The 18,251-nt window shown below is 38.9% G+C and carries 14 protein-coding genes; 5 read left to right on the top strand and 9 right to left on the bottom strand.

The window, feature by feature from the left end; all coding sequences use genetic code 11:
• Window positions 1-64 precede the first annotated feature (64 nt).
• On the bottom strand, window positions 65-2,770 hold the full coding sequence (gene topA, locus H4J76_RS09275; RefSeq protein ID WP_182215461.1) for a type I DNA topoisomerase: 2,706 nt from the start codon (window positions 2,768-2,770) through the stop codon (window positions 65-67).
• Window positions 2,771-3,160: 390 nt separating this feature from the next.
• Here topA and H4J76_RS09270 point away from each other — a divergent pair, with 390 nt between their 5' ends.
• A complete protein-coding gene (locus tag H4J76_RS09270; RefSeq protein WP_070376168.1) occupies window positions 3,161-4,267 on the top strand; it encodes an arginase family protein in 1,107 nt (368 codons plus the stop codon).
• 85 nt (window positions 4,268-4,352) lie between these two features.
• On the opposite strand, the gene H4J76_RS09265 is transcribed toward H4J76_RS09270, so the two are convergent.
• Window positions 4,353-6,872, bottom strand: coding sequence for an Ig-like domain-containing protein (locus H4J76_RS09265; protein ID WP_182230477.1), 2,520 nt, complete (start codon window positions 6,870-6,872; stop codon window positions 4,353-4,355).
• A gap of 173 nt (window positions 6,873-7,045) precedes the next feature.
• Here H4J76_RS09265 and H4J76_RS09260 point away from each other — a divergent pair, with 173 nt between their 5' ends.
• The gene (locus H4J76_RS09260) at window positions 7,046-8,398 is read left to right on the top strand and encodes a dicarboxylate/amino acid:cation symporter (RefSeq protein ID WP_070376166.1); all 1,353 of its coding nucleotides are present in this window, start codon (window positions 7,046-7,048) and stop codon (window positions 8,396-8,398) included.
• A 428-nt stretch (window positions 8,399-8,826) separates the two neighbouring features.
• Window positions 8,827-9,378, top strand: a complete 552-nt coding sequence (locus H4J76_RS09255) for a DUF805 domain-containing protein (protein WP_182230476.1) — start codon at window positions 8,827-8,829, stop codon at window positions 9,376-9,378.
• Window positions 9,379-9,541: 163 nt separating this feature from the next.
• On the opposite strand, the gene kdsA is transcribed toward H4J76_RS09255, so the two are convergent.
• From kdsA to hemA, 7 genes are all read right to left on the bottom strand, one after another.
• Window positions 9,542-10,390 (bottom strand): 3-deoxy-8-phosphooctulonate synthase, encoded by an 849-nt coding sequence (kdsA, locus tag H4J76_RS09250; RefSeq protein ID WP_182171330.1) that lies wholly within the window; start codon window positions 10,388-10,390, stop codon window positions 9,542-9,544.
• A gap of 36 nt (window positions 10,391-10,426) precedes the next feature.
• Window positions 10,427-11,689, bottom strand: coding sequence for a DUF819 domain-containing protein (locus H4J76_RS09245; RefSeq protein WP_070376163.1), 1,263 nt, complete (start codon window positions 11,687-11,689; stop codon window positions 10,427-10,429).
• A gap of 71 nt (window positions 11,690-11,760) precedes the next feature.
• Window positions 11,761-12,561, bottom strand: a complete 801-nt coding sequence (locus H4J76_RS09240; RefSeq protein WP_070376162.1) for a SirB1 family protein — start codon at window positions 12,559-12,561, stop codon at window positions 11,761-11,763.
• A 59-nt stretch (window positions 12,562-12,620) separates the two neighbouring features.
• The gene (locus tag H4J76_RS09235; RefSeq protein WP_182215468.1) at window positions 12,621-12,983 is read right to left on the bottom strand and encodes a SirB2 family protein; all 363 of its coding nucleotides are present in this window, start codon (window positions 12,981-12,983) and stop codon (window positions 12,621-12,623) included.
• A gap of 21 nt (window positions 12,984-13,004) precedes the next feature.
• The gene (gene prmC / locus H4J76_RS09230; protein WP_220466013.1) at window positions 13,005-13,892 is read right to left on the bottom strand and encodes a peptide chain release factor N(5)-glutamine methyltransferase; all 888 of its coding nucleotides are present in this window, start codon (window positions 13,890-13,892) and stop codon (window positions 13,005-13,007) included.
• Window positions 13,893-13,900: 8 nt separating this feature from the next.
• Window positions 13,901-14,989, bottom strand: coding sequence for a peptide chain release factor 1 (gene prfA, locus H4J76_RS09225; RefSeq protein WP_070376160.1), 1,089 nt, complete (start codon window positions 14,987-14,989; stop codon window positions 13,901-13,903).
• Between the two features lie 163 nt (window positions 14,990-15,152).
• On the bottom strand, window positions 15,153-16,412 hold the full coding sequence (gene hemA, locus H4J76_RS09220) for a glutamyl-tRNA reductase (protein WP_070376159.1): 1,260 nt from the start codon (window positions 16,410-16,412) through the stop codon (window positions 15,153-15,155).
• Between the two features lie 232 nt (window positions 16,413-16,644).
• Between hemA and lolB the strand changes: the two genes are divergently transcribed.
• Both lolB and ispE read left to right on the top strand, forming a co-directional pair.
• Complete coding sequence (gene lolB, locus H4J76_RS09215) at window positions 16,645-17,280, top strand: lipoprotein insertase outer membrane protein LolB (RefSeq protein WP_182230475.1); 636 nt, start codon at window positions 16,645-16,647, stop codon at window positions 17,278-17,280.
• Window positions 17,273-18,196: a 4-(cytidine 5'-diphospho)-2-C-methyl-D-erythritol kinase gene (ispE, locus tag H4J76_RS09210; protein WP_182230474.1), complete on the top strand. Its 924-nt coding sequence runs from the start codon at window positions 17,273-17,275 to the stop codon at window positions 18,194-18,196. The genes lolB and ispE overlap by 8 nt, the downstream gene beginning before the upstream one ends.
• The last annotated feature ends 55 nt before the right edge of the window (window positions 18,197-18,251 follow it).

Genomic DNA, 18,251 nt, shown 5'->3' with positions numbered 1-18,251 from the left:
GTTCATCCTGAACATAAAAAAAAGCGCTACATAGCGCTTTTTTTTATTTTAAGCTAAATATATATTATTCAGCTTTCGGTTTTGCCTTAGCTTTAGCTTTTGGCTTTGCTTTAGCCTTGGCTTTGGGTTTTACTTTTTTCTTTGCTTCTTCAACCCATTTACCCTCAACATACTTTGCATTCCAGCCCGTTGCTTTAGGTTTTGCGCCATCAGCTTCAGGTGCAAGTTCAGTCATGACATACTGTTCTTTGGTTTTACGACTATAGCGCACAACGGCTAAGTTTCCATCAGGATCCTTAATAGGCGCATCGGCTAAATAATAAAATTTACTCGATATTCTGTCTCTAAAACGCTGTAGCTCTTCAACTTTAGGTGCACGTGTTTCTCTTGAGCGCGGAAAAGTGTTCGCTGCCAAGAAAATACCCGCTGCGCCATCACGTAAAACAAAATGTGCTTCTGATTTTTCACAAAGCAATTCAGGTAGTTGCACAGGATCTTCTTTTGGAGGAGCCGCTTCACCACTTGCTAGTAACTTACGTGTGTTTTTACATTCTGCATTGGTACAATCAAAATATTTACCAAAACGGCCTGACTTAAGCTCCATTTCAGCCTCACAACGATCACATTCTAAAATGGGACCATCGTAACCTTTTATTTTAAACTCGCCGGTCTCAACTTCAATACCATCACAAACAGGGTTATTACCACAAACATGTAGCTTACGCGTTTCGTCAATTAAATAACTGTCCATCGCAGTACTACATTTATCACAGCGTCGCATGGCACGTAATGCATCAGTTTCTTGGTCTTCGACTAATACACTGACCGCTTCTTCGCCAGAAGTAAGGTTCATCGTTTGCGTACAGCGTTCTTTTGGCGGTAAAGCGTAACCAGAACAACCTAAGAAGACGCCAGTAGAAGCAGTACGAATACCCATTTTACGACCACAGGTCGGACAATCAATATCTGTTAATACCGGTTCATTATTACGCATGCCACCTTCTTCAGTAGGCATATCAGCTTGGCTTAACTGTTTAGTGAAATTTTTATAGAAACCGTTAAGGACATCTTTCCAATTAGCTTTACCCTCAGCAACTTCATCAAGCTCTTGCTCCATGTTGGCGGTAAAATCATAATTCATTAAGTCTTTAAAACTTTCAGATAAACTGTCAGTAACAATTTCGCCCATTTTCTCGGCGTAAAAACGTTTTTTATCTAAGCGAGCGTAACCACGGTCTTGAATAGTAGAAATAATTGACGCATACGTTGATGGGCGACCAATTGAACGCTTTTCTAATTCTTTTACTAGTGATGCTTCACCAAAACGAGCTGGTGGTTTAGTAAAGTGTTGCGCTGGATTTAACTGCTCTAGGGTTAATACTTCACCAACAGATAAATCAGGTAAATGCTTGTCATCACCTTTTGATAATTGCGGATGGACTCTTGTCCAACCGTCAAATTGCATGACGCGACCTTTGGCCTTTAAATCAAAGCCTGAAGCACCAACAGTAATGGTACTAACGGTATAGCGCGCAGCTGTCATTTGACAAGCAACAAACTGTCGCCAAATTAGGTCGTAAAGCTTCTTAGCATCGGCTTCAATGCCTTCCATAAATGCAGATTCTATTTTAACATTTGATGGACGAATCGCTTCATGGGCCTCTTGTGCACCCGACTTACTGCTGTAAATTTTCGCTTTTTCAGGTAAATAATTTTCACCAAAGTTTTTAGCAATATAACCACGACACATTTCAACCGCATCTTTACTTAGATTGGTTGAATCGGTACGCATATAAGTGATATGACCTGCTTCGTATAAACGCTGAGCTAAACCCATAGTACGCTTTACGCCAAAACCTAATTTAGTACTTGCTGCCTGTTGCAGTGTCGACGTAATAAAAGGAGCAGAGGGGGTACTTTTTGACGGTTTATCATCACGTTTATTTACGGTATAGGCTGATTTTTCTAAGCTTGCTAATGCTGTTTTCGCATCTTTTTCGTTGGTCGGCTTAAATGCTTTACCATTTTCGTGGGTAACATCTAATGGAAAATCTAAACCAGAAGCGGTTTTTGTGTCAGCGGTGATTTCCCAAAATTCTTTCGGGTCAAACGCTTTAATCTCACGTTCTTTTTCAACAACTAATTTAACAGCAACCGACTGTACGCGACCGGCAGATAAACCACGGGCAACTTTTTTCCACAATAATGGGCTAACCATAAAGCCAACAACACGGTCAAGAAAACGTCTTGCTTGTTGAGCATTAACACCTGGCATACTTAATTCACCGGGTGTAGAGAAAGCTTGCTGGATAGCGTTTTCAGTTATTTCATTAAAGACAACACGTTTAAATTTGCTGTCATCGCCGCCGATAATTTCTTTTAAGTGCCAAGCAATCGCCTCTCCCTCGCGATCCAAATCGGTTGCGAGATAGACAGTGTCGGCTGAACCGGCAAGTTTGATTAATTCAGCAACAACTTTTTCTTTGCCTTCGAGTATTTGATAATTTGCTTCCCAATCGTTTTCAGGATCAATACCCATGCGGTTAACAAGTGCTTGCTTATCTCGTTTAGCTTTATATTTAGCTTTTGCTGCAGGTGCCATTTTTCTGACTTCAGCAGGAGATTTCGCGGCAACTTTTTTACCAGTACTACTGTGAGGAAGATCACGTACATGACCGACACTAGATTTCACAATAAAGTCTTTACCAAGATATTTGTTAATTGTCTTCGCTTTGGCTGGTGATTCGACAATAACCAGAGATTTTGCCATATATATATACTTTCCTACGTCACTGGCTATTTTTTTTGCCAGTATAATTACATTTCGGTCAGAACTGTCTAAAAATTAGCCGAGCAACTCATTTTTAGCACAAAAAAACCATAAATCATTGAAATTAGAATTCCTATTAGATATATCGGTAAATAAGCAAGCTGACAAGTTATTATTTTTAATAACATCGCCTAATTGAGCTATTTTCGTTATAATGGCGTCAATATTTCGGTATGACTATTATAAAAACTTTCCTGCCAACGATAATTTAATTCTATCTTAAATTCAATTGTTGCCAGTCAAAAAGCCTATATCACCGTGTAAAACAATATTCATTTAATGCTTACTATCAATGTAAATTATTCGGATAAATAACAAGAGTACAAATATATGACAACATCATGGACTAACTTACAGGAAAAACTAACCAACTGTTTATGCCCAGCAGGTAACGGTGTTTTTACCGTCAATACCGCTAAAGAGCGTAAAGAGCAATTGCATCAAGCCTTGTTCGGTCAATCGACAGACATTGATAATATTTGGAAAGAGTCATTAAAAGGGCTTCCTGATGCGTCAAATGCCGTTATTTTAGGTGTTGCCTCTGATTGCGGTGGCGGAATTTTACGTGGAGCAAATTGGGGGCCATTATTTGTCCGTTCAACTTTACTTGAACAATACCCTGAGCTTGAAGCATTTGATATGGGAGATGTTCGCGTTATTCCACATTTACTTCATGATAAATATTTAAATGAAGCAACGCTTTCTAACTGTAGAAAAGCCCTTTATAAAGATGAAAACAGCCCTTATGCTGTTAGCCCATTAACCATTACTGAAGATGTATTACACGACTTTTATGCTGAGTTCCCACAAAAAGGTATTTTCGGCATTGGTGGCGATCACTCAGTAAGCTACCCGTTAACAAAAGCTTACTTGCAAGCAAAGAAAAAGCGCGGTATTCGTGCCGCTATTATTCATTTTGATGCTCACACTGATTTATTGGTTGAACGCCTTGGCATTGATTTATGCTTTGGCTCTTGGTGTACGCATATTTTAGATGATTTACATGAAAAACATCATTTGATTCAAGTGGGTATTCGCTCGAGCGGTCGTCCTAAGTCGCATTGGGAAAACACTTTTGGTGTAAGACAACATTGGGCTCATGAAGTGAAAGAGCTGGGCGTTGAAAAAATCATTGAAAATATTTTAGCGCAATTAAAAGATGAAAACATTGATGAATTGTATGTAAGCTTTGATATTGATGCACTTGATGAAACTGTCGCTGCTGCCACAGGCACACCAGAGCCAGATGGTTTATTTCAAAATGAAGCGATGGATATACTTCGCGCTTTAGCAGCAAAATACCGTATTACCGGTGCCGACATGATGGAAATTGCTCCTTTTACCGACAGTACAGGTTTAGGAAAAGAGAGTCGTGATAAAACGTTAGCGGCTGGCGCAGAGATCTCTGCCTTTTTAATAGCAGAGATGGCTAAATAAATTTTTAGTTTTATCTGTTTTCGATAAACAAAAATAAAAAAACCGCTTAACAAGCGGTTTTTTTTATAGGTGGAAAAGTTAATTATTATTGAATAATAATACTAACACCACTAAATACAGTTGTTACACCACCAGGGGTTTCAACTTTTATTTCTAATGGTCCACTGGTTGGTTCCGCTTCACCTTTAATCGCAACACTAAATTGACTACCGCCGTTACTAGAATCCCCTGGCCATGTATAACTAGGGGTACCAACGACAGATCCAACACTAGCTACAAATGACACAATAGTACCAGCCGGCATAGGTTGGTTATGTAAATCAGCGATAACAACACTGACTGTTCCGGTACTTTCGCCAGCAATATAGAGAGAAATATCGTTTCGGTCATAGTTTGGTGACGTATCGACAACGGCATCGTTTGTTGCTGTAACGGTTATATACGGTGATGTACCCGACATAATAATAACGGTAGAGCCACGTACATTGGTTGACACTTTTTGCGCTTTTTTGGTCGGATCAGGTTCATCATCTGGATTAGCACAATATTGATTGGCTACCTCAGTACCTGGATTTGTTATGTCATTTAAACCACATAAAATACCATTATATACACTGTTTTCTATATCGAAAACTCCATTGCTATTAAAGTCAACAAACTCTTCTAACTCGCCACCAGCTTGAGTGCTCACTTCTACTGGATTGTATAAATTGTCTTCATTATGGTCAACAAAGGCTTCTTTTAGGTCGTAAAGTCTATCGCCAACATCTTTTCCTTGAAACAAAGTGTACTCACTCTCATCAAAGCGACCATTACTATTTTTATCAGGAAATGACTCTTCGCCAATAGCAGTTGCTAATATTGTCACTCTTCCGCCATATTCCTGCCCAAGATAATTATTACCATTTGACAAAGGTTGACGAGCACAAAAGATCGTTGGATCATCATTTTCAGCCACTGTACAAAAACTACTGGTTAATACTTGTCCCGCTGGACGAGGGTTTTGACTGGTCCACGTAACAGAGCATGCACCATTAGTTGTTGTACATGAGGAACCTACAGAACCACCTTCAGTAGTAAAGTTAACAGCGGTTCCATCTGGTACTGGATTATTAAATGCATCAGCCATGCGAACAACAACAGGTACTTCTACACCATCAATGCCCCAAGCTTCAGGGTTTGCGACCCCCCGGGCCAAGCTAAAGCTATCTTGGTCCGGTAAACCCGTTGAAACGACGAGTTGACTAGATTGAGTAAATACAAAAGTGCCACCTAATGACTCTGTCGATGCTGTAACACGCACTGTAGTTGCAACAGAGCCTGAATTAACAACTGTTTGTACTAAACCTTGATCGTTAGTGGTCGCAAAATTTTGACTTAATTTTATACCACCCACATTGGTATTTAAGGAAAAATTCACTCGACGATTATTATAGGGGTTACCATCGGTATCTTTTACTTTGAACATCACCGTTGAACTTTCAGAGCCTCCAACAATACCAGCGCCTATTATACCAATATGCTCTGGCGATGCAGACACATACTCGATACTACCAATGTCAGCAGCTAAAACGCTAACAGATGCTGTTGCTGATAAATTAATGCCCCCAGCATTAGCAGTGACATTAATCGTGTCATCACCTACACACCCCTGTGCTAGATAAGTACTTGTCGCCGCACCATTAGAGGTAGTAATCGGTGTACTTAGTGTAGCGGTTGATTGTGCCGTACACCCAGATGAAAAATTAACATCTACAGGTTCAGTAAATAGATTACCTTGATCATCAACAATTGATACTGAAATAACACTCGTTCCGCCAGCAGAAATATTCGTTAAACTGACATCAGCAACACCTTCTATAAATGGGCTACCTGCTCCCATAATGACAGTTGAAGAACCAACAACAAAAATTGTTTGACCCGATTCTCCACTGGTAATTGATGCAGTAATAGTTCCTGCACCTAAGTTTTCACCCGCATATATATCAACAATCGCTTGATTATTTGCATTTGTGATAGCAGATGGAATAGGTATATCACCTACAGTAGAACTAAAAGTAACAATCAAAGGAGCACTAATACCATCAATTGTCGCAATTATTCTTGCCGGTTTTGATGACGTAACCGTGTCAGTGGCATTGCTATCACCATCTATGAGAGTGACGTTGATATTAATATCACCGACAACACCTATATCATCACCTTGTGTTTTAAAGCCTAATGGTACTAACGAGATCTCACCAGAAGAAAGAGAAGCGGATATCTCACCAGCACCACGAACACTACCTGCTGTGAGGGTAATCGTAGCGATACCATCTTCATTTGTTAAAGCAGAACCAGAAGATGGCGAAAGGGCTCCTAAATTTGTTGCGAAGGTTACCGCTCTGTTTGAAACAGGAGCACTGCCTTGCATTACTGTTGCTGTAACCGTTACCGGTGCAGCACCGGTCACCGTACTATCGGAAATATTGAGTGAAATAGTACTGGCAACAGATCCACCTGCAACCGGAGTTTCCACTCTAGATAAACCGCCATCACCACTACCACCACAACCACTTAGTGCGATAATTAAAATCCAAAAACTCAAACGTTGAAGCAGTGCCATACAAGCATCCCTTAGTATTTTTATTTACATCTCTATTTATAGTAACTTATATTCTAGAAATTTCATTAAAAATAGCGCTATAGTTGCTTTTTAATCAATAGCTTTTTTATCAATGAATTACCTGTTAATCTACTATTCATAATTTATAATAAAAAATAACGTTGCATTTCTTTATGACTGATAAAAAAAAAGCTAGTTTAACCGCTAGAATTGTTACTGGCATGCTTGCCGGTATCGCGGTAGGCGTATCCTTACAATTTCTTATGCCAGACAAATCAGACTTTGTTATCCCACTCTATTTCTTTGAACTTTCATTACGATCATTTTTGGTTGACGGGATTTTTGAAGTCATTGGACAAATTTTCATTTCAAGTTTAAAAATGTTGGTAGTACCACTGGTTTTTGTATCGCTGATTTGTGGGACTTGTTCCTTAAAAGATACCACAAAACTTGGACGTATTGGCGGTAAAGCCATTTCACTCTATTTAATTACAACAGCTATAGCGATTAGCTTTGCAATGTTTTTAGCGTTATTAATAAGCCCTGGCGAAGGGGTCAACATGGCCTCGGACACAACGTTCACTAGTCGTGAAGCGCCTTCTTTAGCGCAAGTCTTTATTCAAATGTTTCCGAGTAATCCGTTTGAAGCTTTTGCAAAAGGCAATATGCTTCAAGTCATTATATTTGCTTTGTTATTTGGTATTGCTATAGCGCTTTCAGGTAAAGCCGGCGAACGTATTGCTAGTTTATTTGAAGACATGAGTACCGTTATCATGCGCTTGGTAACTATATTAATGAACCTTGCTCCTTATGGTGTGTTTTGTTTATTAGCGAGTTTATTCACTGATATGTCACTTAAGGTATTCGGCAACCTAATTGTTTACTTCTTAGTCGTTTTCTTTGCACTAATTTTACATGCTACGGTAACTTATTCTACTATCTTAAAAGTAATGACGGGTTTAAACCCAATTACTTTTTTGAAAAAAATGCGTGATACCGTTATCTTTGCATTTTCAACAGCCAGCAGTAATGCAACCATCCCGGTAACACTTGAAACTGTTACCAAAAAAATGGGTGTTAAAAATTCAATCGCTTCGTTTACCGTACCTTTAGGTGCAACCATTAATATGGATGGCACGGCTATAATGCAAGGCGTAGCTACTGTATTTATTGCGCAAGTGTTTAATGTTGATTTAACATTTAGTCAATATTTAATGGTAATACTTACCGCGACCTTAGCTTCAATTGGCACAGCTGGTGTCCCAGGAGTAGGTTTAATTATGCTAGCCATGGTACTAGACCAAGTAGGTTTACCTGTAGAAGGCATAGGTTTAATTATAGGTGTTGACCGTTTACTTGATATGACACGAACCGCCGTTAATGTCACGGGTGACAGCATGGTCTCAATTGTTGTAGCTAAATCAGAAAATCAGTTTGATGAAGATATTTTTTATGATGAAAATGCAGGAAGTAAAATTGAGAATATTGATTTTCAAGACTTAGAAAAAAACCAAAGTGGCGATTAGCACTTACAAGACAGAATAATAAACAAAAAAAAGGTGCTTTAAAGCACCTTTTTTATGTTTTGGGTATTTAAAACATTAATACTTATAATACCTTGCTAAGCAAAAACAATATTGCAAGCGCCCTTATAAGCACTATCAAATTTGTACAGATATCACCTTATCAACGGATGTTTACCATACACTATTTGCAATGTCATAGTGGTAGTAAGCCGATCGCTGGTGCTAATATTCAAGTTAAATAATACTAATTTCTAGTAGCGTATCACGTTAAACTGAAGCTGGTTTTCGACAGAAAAATAGCTAAAGTTGATACCGACAGCTTAAAGTCGGCTCGATGTCGAGGTGATGTCACCGCCTTGTCGTCACGTATAATACAATGCGGCATTATCATAGAGAATAATCTTAACACATCAGTACAAGGAAAATTAATGGACATTAATAGTGTAAAACTCAGGGAGATGCGCCTTGAAAGGCATTGGTCACAAGAGCAACTCGCTACACTAAGCTCCTTAAACCTTCGGACAATCCAGCGACTTGAATCTGGTGCTAAAGTATCAACAGAGTCTTTGCGAGCGCTTGCCGCCGTATTTGAAGTACCTGCAGAGAGATTACTGCTAAACGCCGATAAACCCAGCGAATCTGCCCTCGCATCAATTCACGAAGGTATATTAAAAGGCCTAGAATTTAGTGGATTGACATCACGCGCAGATTTTTGGTGGCTCGCGCTCGCCATAACGATGCTACTCGCCTTCGCCAAATTGCTCGCCGAGGCGTTCGCTAGTCCGCTGCCAGTGCAAATTGCCTCATTACTAGTTTTACTGCCGTGGGTCGCTGCATGTACTCGACGTCTGCGTGACGCTGGGCTAAGTATTTGGTGGCAGCTCATAAGCTTAGCGCCAGTCGCCGGTATTATTATACTGCTCTACTTACTCACCTACAAAACTCAATCAAAAGAGCCCGATGAGGATCACCCTAAGTGATTTCAGCGCCATTTAGTATTGTTCCATACTCGTGCTAAGGACACCCCCGAATAACCACTATAAAAAAATACGACTAAGATGACTAAGCAAGATATTATATCAGCTATAAAAAAACCTGAGTAGCTACTCAGGTTTTTGTGTTTTAACGCCGCTTTTATTGTTACTAATCAGTCAATAATGGTTCAAATGATTTAACTAAATCGTCAATTGATTTCATTTGCTGTAAGTAAGGCTCAAGTTTATCAAGCGGCAACGCACAAGGGCCATCACATTTAGCGTTATCAGGATCAGGGTGTGATTCTATAAATAAACCTGCTAAACCTAATGCCATACCACTACGCGCTAATTGTGCAGCTTTAGCACGACGACCACCTGCAGAATCAGCTCGGCCGCCCGGCTGCTGTAAAGCATGAGTGGCATCGAATATGACTGGCGCATAATCTTTCATTTCATCCATGGCTAGCATATCAACAACAAGATTATTGTAACCATAACAACTTCCGCGCTCGCAAAGAATAACTTGCTCATTGCCTGCTTCGGCGAATTTATTAATAATATGGCGCATTTCATGTGCTGCTAAGAACTGTGGCTTTTTAACATTAATAATTGCATTGGTTTTTGCCATAGCAACCACTAGGTCTGTTTGGCGCGCTAAAAATGCGGGTAATTGAATAATATCAACCACCTCGGCTACAGGTTGCGCTTGATGTATTTCATGCACGTCGGTAATGATAGGTACGTTAAAGGTCGACTTTATTTCTTCAAATATTCTCAGACCTTCCTCTAAACCCGGTCCTCGGTATGAATGAACAGACGAACGGTTCGCTTTATCAAAAGATGCTTTGAATACGTAAGGAATATTGAGCTTTTGTGTCACTTCTACGTAGTGCTCTGCAATGCTCATCGCTAAATCACGTGACTCTAATACATTCATACCACCAAATAAAACAAACGGTTTATCGTTAGCGATTTCAATATCGTATTTAGTCAATTTAATTGAAGTTATTGTCATAATTTTTCCAAAATAAAGTCTGGAGCTAACAAACGATTAGCTACCAATAATTCTTAATAACTGGCCACATAACCAAGCCATATAAGTACCTAAAGCGTAACCTAACACCGCCAGTAGTACACCGACCGGCGCTAAAGAAGGATGAAATGCTGATGCGATAACGGGCGCAGAAGCAGCACCACCGATATTGGCTTTACTGCCAACAGCTAGATAGAAGATCGGTGCTTTAATCATTTTGCCAACAATAAGCAGTAAAGCAACGTGGACTAACATCCAGATAACTCCAATGGCTATGTATTTCGGTGACTCAACAATTTGAGTAACATCCATATGCAAACCTATTGTCGCGACTAATACATATAATAAGCTACTACCAACTTTCGAAGCTCCTACGGCTTCAAGTTTTCTTACTTTAGTAAACGACAATGCCAATCCTATCGTAGTCACTAAGACGATTATCCAGAATAGTTTTGAATGTAAGCTAAATTTTTCTAATTCAGGAAAGTTTGTCTGAAAATAAGGGACTAAAAAGTCAGCGGCAAAATGTGCTAAACCAGCAGCGCCAAAACCTACCGCTATAATCATCATAAAGTCTTTTAGTAACGGCAACTTGATATTTTCACGTTGAGCAGACTCTACTTTATCAATTAATCTATCAATTGCTGAAGTGTCAGCGCCACTCTTCGCATCAATACGCTTATGGTTTGCTGCTAAATAAAGTAATACCGCCATCCACAAGTTGGCTACAACAATATCAACAGTCACCATAATGGTGAATATTTTGCCATCAGCGCCATAAATTTCTTTCATCGCCAACATATTTGCGCCGCCACCAATCCAACTACCCGCAAGCGCAGCCATACCACGCCAAACAGCTTCAGGACCAGTTACACCAAGTAATTCAGGCCAAATAGCAGAAATAACTAAGAGCGCAATTGGGCCGCCAATAACCACACCAACCGTGCCGGTTAAAAACATAATAATCGCTTTATTACCAAGACCAACAATTGCTTTTATGTCGATGCTCAAAGTGAGTAAAACCAAACAAGCTGGCAATAAATAATACTTGGCGACTTCGTCTACTTGACTCAATTCTGCACTAACAATGCCAAAAGTGTTTAGCAAAGAGGGTAATAGGTAGCACATAAGTAATGCTGGCACGTATTTATAGAACTTCTTAAATGCGGGGTGTTCACTATTTGAAGTATAAAAAACGAATCCAAGTATTAGTGCGAGTAACCCCATAACCGTGGCGTCATTCGTGATAAAAGGTGTATTGTTGATAATTTGATCTTCCATTGATTAACCTTGTTATTTTTATTTGATTTATCGGTTTTATTTGTAAACTACAGCCTTATTTCTAAGGCTTATTAATGTAATACCGTATCAGCTATAGTGATTTTATCCAATTGCATTTTTAATAATTGCGCAGCAGGATCTTTTGGACATTTGTCGACAAAATATTGGTAATCATCGTAAGCGACTTTAAAACAATCGAGTTGATGTAACAAAAAACCTCGGTCGCGACGCTCAAACGGATCTTCTGGGCGTAACGCTATTAATATATCAACACACTTTAATGCTTGAGCAAACTGCCCTTCGCGGATCAAAGCATTTTTCAATGAGCTAACGTGCTTAACAATTAAGCTTAACCTTGAAATATCTTCAATTTGGTCGCTTTGTGGATCGCCATCAAGTTCATCCATACATAAATCAAGCTCCTGCCAATTTAAAGACTCTCCAGTAATGGGATCAAAAACAATCGCATAAACATCATCACAGACGACGCGAATCATATTTTTCTTTGGAACGTACACCACATCTGCTTCAAAACCACAAAGACGAAATATATGGCAAAGCACTATACTTTTTAGCGCCGGGGCCATTAACTTAAAATCGAGTCCACTTTGTAACTTATGAGCACTAACGGGCCAAAAGTCACGTTGATTATCAATAAAAAGTTGCCCAATGAAAAGTTCGTTGATTAATTGCTCAGCTTTTTCAAGATACTCTTCTGTATCAGAAATTAATTCTGAACATTGTTCAACTATTTGACTAAGGTTTGTTGGCTCAAAGTCACTATCACCAAAAACAACTTCTTCAATAAGTACAAAAGCTTCAATAAGTGATTTATCGTCATCATTGAGCTCGGAAAATAATAATTCATTCATGCTGTAATTTTTAATTGCTGACTCTATTTATAGTTATTGCTTATTTCAGGGTATATTTATTATAAAAATATCGTTTGTTTTGTTGTCGCTATTCGCACCACTAACATAATCCAGCCCATAGCTACTAAATAACCTATCACTTGCATCATTCGGTTACGAGCTAACTTCAACGTGTAATAGCCGGTAAAAATATAAAAAATAATGGCAAGTAACTTTTCGCCTAGCCATAAATATTCTATTGGATTTATCGCTAACTTAACAGCCAGACCAACACCTAATAGTAGTAAAAAAGTGTCAACGATATGAGGGCTGATTTTCAACCATTTTTTATCTAATTGTGCTGAATTCATCAAGGTTAATGCAAACCGGTAGGTGAACAATATAATGCTTATTGCCGCCAGAGTCATATGTAAATGTTTCATGCAAAAACCTTATATTTATCTTCATTCTTCTTTTTGTACATAAATACAGCAAGTAACTCGGTCATTTCCGCCGTAATCTTTAAATGTTTCAATCGACTGATAACCCAATTGCTTTAATATATCGCTAACGCCAGCCGCTTGTTCAAAGCCATGTTCAAAATAGAGTGCACCATTATTGGTTAAATAACCTTGTGCGTCTTTGGCAATTCGTTTGATATCTGCAAAACCATTATCCCGAGCAACCAGAGCAGATAGCGGTTCAAACCTGACATCGCCTGCAATTAAATGCTGATCGGCTTCATCGATATAAGGGGGGTTGCTAACGATAATATTAAACTTTTTATCTACAGCTACATTAGAGAACCAATCACTTTGATAAAGCTCTACCTGTGGTAACTGTAGCCGTTGAGCATTTTTTTTAGCTAAACTAATCGCAGCGTCACTAAAATCAATGCCGTGAACTTGCCACTGTTTTTGTTCTGAAGCAAGCGACAGAGCAATAGCTCCGGTACCCGTACCGAGATCCAAGCACGATAAATCACTTGCTAGATGGCGCGCTAAAATATGTTCGACCAGTAACTCTGTATCTGGACGAGGAATTAAGGTTGCTGGTGATACGTAAAAAGGCAGTGACCAGAATTCACGTTCTTGTGTAATATAAGCAATAGGCTCGCCTTGCAAACGGCGCTCAAACAAAGCTAAAAAAGCGTAGAATTCATGCTCTGCTAACTTTTTGTCAGGCCAAGTTAACAAATAACTTGTTTCTTTATTTAAAACAAAGGCAAGTAGGATTTTACAATCGAGTTTTGCGCTATCAGAAAAGGCAGCGAGTAACTGCTGCCCTTGATTAATTATTTCAGCAAAACTCTGCTGGCAATATGTTATTGACGGTTTTAAGGATTCGCTCAAACCAATAACTAGTTTTGCTCAGCAAGAGCCGCAAGTAAATCGGCTTGATTTTCTAACATAATAGGCTCTAGGACCAAATGCAAGTTACCTTCAAGAACTTCGTTCAAACGATATAAAGTCAAGTTAATACGGTGGTCCGTCATACGCCCTTGCGGATAGTTGTAAGTACGAATTCGTTCTGAACGATCACCACTTGCCACTAAATTACGACGCGAAGACTCTTCTTCACTGCGGCGTTTTTCATCTTCTGCTTGTTGTAAGCGAGCTTGTAATACCGACATCGCCTGCGCACGGTTTTTATGCTGAGAGCGTTGTTCTTGACACTCGACAACTACGCCTGTTGGAATATGGGTAATACGAATGGCAGAATCAGTTTTGTTAACGTGCTGTCCACCCGCACCTGATGCGCGAAAAGTGTCAACTTTTAAATCTGCTTTATTAATTTCAATCGCGTCAGCTTCTGGTATCTCAGGCATAACAACAACGGTACAAGCAGAAGTATGCACTCGACCTTGAGATTCAGTTTCAGGAACACGTTGCACACGATGACCACCAGACTCGAACTTCATTTGTCCGTAGACGCCTTCTCCAAGCACTTTGAAAATGACTTCTTTATAGCCACCTTGTTCACTTTCATTAGTGTTCATAACTTCAATACGCCAGCCTTTCTTTTCACAGTAACGGCTATACATGCGGTATAAGTCGCCAGCAAAAATTGCCGCTTCATCACCACCGGCTCCTGCACGTAATTCAACAAAACAGTTATTGTTGTCGTTTGGATCTTTAGGTAATAGTAAAATTTGTAATTGATCGGCTAATTCTTCAATGGTTTTCTTAGCTGATTTAAATTCTTCTTGCGCCATTTCACGCATTTCAGGGTCTTCATCTTTTAGCATTTCTTCAGCTAAAGCAAAGTCTTCTTCTGCGCTTTGGTAGTCATTAAACACACTAGTGACTGCTTCTAATTGAGAAAACTCTTTTGATAAGGCAATAAATTTTTCTTGATCTGAAAGTGTTCCAGGATCAGAAAGCAAGGCTTGAACTTCTTCAAAGCGCTCGACTAATATTTCAAGTTTTTGATAAACAGATTTATTCATTAAGAAATCTTATAATTAGGAAACAGCGGATAAAAATTGGTGATGTGCAGTTTAAAGGGTTAGTTGAGCACTTTCAATCAAAGGTGTAAAAAAGCTGTAAATACCCAGCTAAGCTCAAATGTTCATCAAAATACGGTTTGGGTGTGTTGTAAGGTCGAGACCGTTATTTAATGTTATAAATATCGCGTAAGTATACCAATTTATCTAATTCGCCACCTTGGGCCGCCGATTGAATAGCGCTAGTGGGTGCATGCATAAATTTATTGGTCAACTTAGTGGCTAACTCAGCCAAAATAGCTTCTGGTGACTTATTACCCTGCAGTTGTAACAATGCTTTATCAAGTAACAGATCGCGATGTTCTAAACACTGTTTACGGTAATCTATAACGGTATCTTGGGTATTTAAGCCACGAAGCCATGACATAAACACATCAGATTGAGTAGAAACTATTGCCTCAGCTTGAACAGCTTCTTTGCGACGATTAGCTAAATTTTTCGCGATAATGCCTTGTAAATCATCAACCGTATATAGAAAAACATCTTCTAGATCACCAACCTGTTCTTCGATATCACGAGGAACCGCTAAATCAACCATAAAAATAGGACGATGCTTACGCTTTCCTAATGCGTGTTCAACCATACCTTTACCTATAATGGGTAAAGTACTACCGGTTGAACTAATAACAATATCGGCGTCAGCCATTTTGTCAGGGATTTGCGCCAAGGTAATAACGTCAGCGCCAATAGCACCAGCCATTGCTTCTGCACGGGCAATTGTGCGGTTAGCAACAGTTATTTTACCCACTTTATTCTCGTATAAATGTTTAGCAACCAGTTCAATCGTTTCACCGGCCCCCACTAATAGTACTTTTACATTTTCAAGACTGGCAAAAATATGTTTTGCTAGATTTACCGATGCAAAAGCAACCGAAACCGCACTCGCGCCAATTTCAGTTTCAGTGCGAACTTGTTTAGCAACACCAAAAGTACGTTGAAATAAACGGTCCATGACTAAAGACATAGAACCAGCAGCTTTCGCTTGGCTATAGGCTTGCTTCATTTGACCTAAGATTTGCGGTTCGCCTAAAACTAAAGAGTCTAAGCCACAAGCAACCCGCATCATGTGGTTAACGGCCTGTTGATCAGTATGCCAATATAAACTTGGCGTAATAGTTGAAGCAGGAACATTGTGATGTTTTTCTAACCAGCGGACAACTTTTTCTTGGGTAACCCTTACATCGCCTTCTTGAACTAAATACAGCTCTGTACGATTACAAGTTGATAAAATAGCCGCTTCACGACATTCTACGTTTCCAAGTAATTCAGTTAATGCCACACTTAAATTGTCGGGATTAAAAGAGATTTTTTCTCTCACGGCAACAGGGGCAGTTTTGTGATTGATTCCAACAGCAACTATAGACATAACGGAACGATTCAGCCTTTTTAAGACGATTAATATAAGAAATAAAAATTATCGATAGCAATTTTTTTTCCATTAATCTTTTTATTAACGACATTATTAATCAAGTTTTATAAAAAACCTATGATCTATGATAAATAATGATGTTAATTTTACGAAAAATCGCAGAAAATTAAAAGCATCAAATACGCGATAACGCAATATTATGGCGATTAACTCAATAATAATGGTTTATATGAATAAAATTACCTTATCGCTGCCACTCTTTTTCAGTTTTTTACTGATATTTCTATCTGGTTGTAGTTCTTTAACGAATAACCATCAGCAAATTACTGAACATCAAAACATTACCGAGCGCACTAAAAAGCTCACAGCAATGTTGAATTGGAAAATAAAAGGGAAAATGGGCATAATCAGCCCTAAAGAGCGTCATAGCTTAACATTAAATTGGCATTACCAAGGAGATAAAAATCGCCAGATGCTAAATTTAACCACAGTGCTCGGTATTCAAGTTTTTACTTTAGAGTCGGTCAATAATATGCATGTTATTAATGTCGATGGTGAGCGCTACCAAAGCCCTGATTTAAACTCCCTGCTTGCTTCGTTAACAGGTTTTACATTACCGACACACGCGATGACTTTCTGGTTAAAAGGCTTACCTTATTTAGCTAGTGATAAAATAACCTATAACGAAACAACACAATTACCCCAAACATTGACCAGCTACTCTGGTGAAAAAAAATGGTTTATTAAGTATAGTGGCTATCAACAAGTAGACCAATATCAATTAGCAACGAAGTTCACCATAAAACAAGATAACATCACCATTAAAATTAATGTTCATCAATGGGACGTGACAAGTAATGACTAAGACTAACCAGCAATTTTATAGTTTTCCTGCACCGGCAAAGCTTAATTTATTCCTCCATATTATTGATCAACGCAACGACGGCTATCATCAGTTAGAAACTATTTTTCAATTTTTAGATCACAGCGACACCATAGAAATAAGAAAGACTCAGGGTAATAGTATTGAATTACTCACGCCGATTGATGGTGTATTACATGAAGATAACTTAATTGTAAAAGCAGCTCGGTTACTACAAAACTACCTATTAAAAAATCCGACTACTTTCAATAACGTATATTTAGGTGCACAAATAAAAATAACAAAAATTCTTCCTATGGGGGGTGGATTAGGTGGCGGGTCATCCAACGCCGCGACTATTTTATTGGCATTAAATACTTTGTGGCAGGCCAACTTGTCTACCACCGAGCTAGCAAAACTTGGCCTATCGCTAGGTGCTGACGTACCGATTTTTATTCATGGTTTTTCTGCTTTTGCTGAAGGTGTTGGTGAAGAACTCACTGCTGTTTATCCTCAAGAAAGCTGGTTTTTAGTCAGTAAACCTGATGTCAGTATTTCTACTGCCAGTATTTTTACTGATGCTGACTTAACTCGCAATACGGCAAAAGTTAATTTAAATGATGATATTAGTAAGTTAGACATAGACTTATGCCACAATGACTGCCAGACGTTAGTAATAAAAAAGTATCCCGAGGTTGCCAAGTTACTGGCTTGGTTGGTAGAATACGCCCCGTCTCGAATGACTGGTACCGGAGCGTGTATTTTTTCTCGTTTTGATACTGAGCAAGAGGCTTGTCGCATCCAGTCATTACTTCCTAATGGAATAATTTCTTTTGTGGCAAAAGGTGTCAATACATCTCCATTACGCAATGCCATTAACAACTTAGTAACATTGCAAGTAGAAAATGCAGAATATTAATACCATTGAGAATTTATTTTCATAAAAATGCCAAGAACCACTGGAAAAAATTTAA

Origin of the sequence: Colwellia sp. BRX9-1, assembly GCF_014077195.1 — a bacterium.
Lineage (GTDB): Bacteria > Pseudomonadota > Gammaproteobacteria > Enterobacterales > Alteromonadaceae > Colwellia_A.
This window is presented reverse-complemented; position numbering and strand designations above follow the sequence as displayed.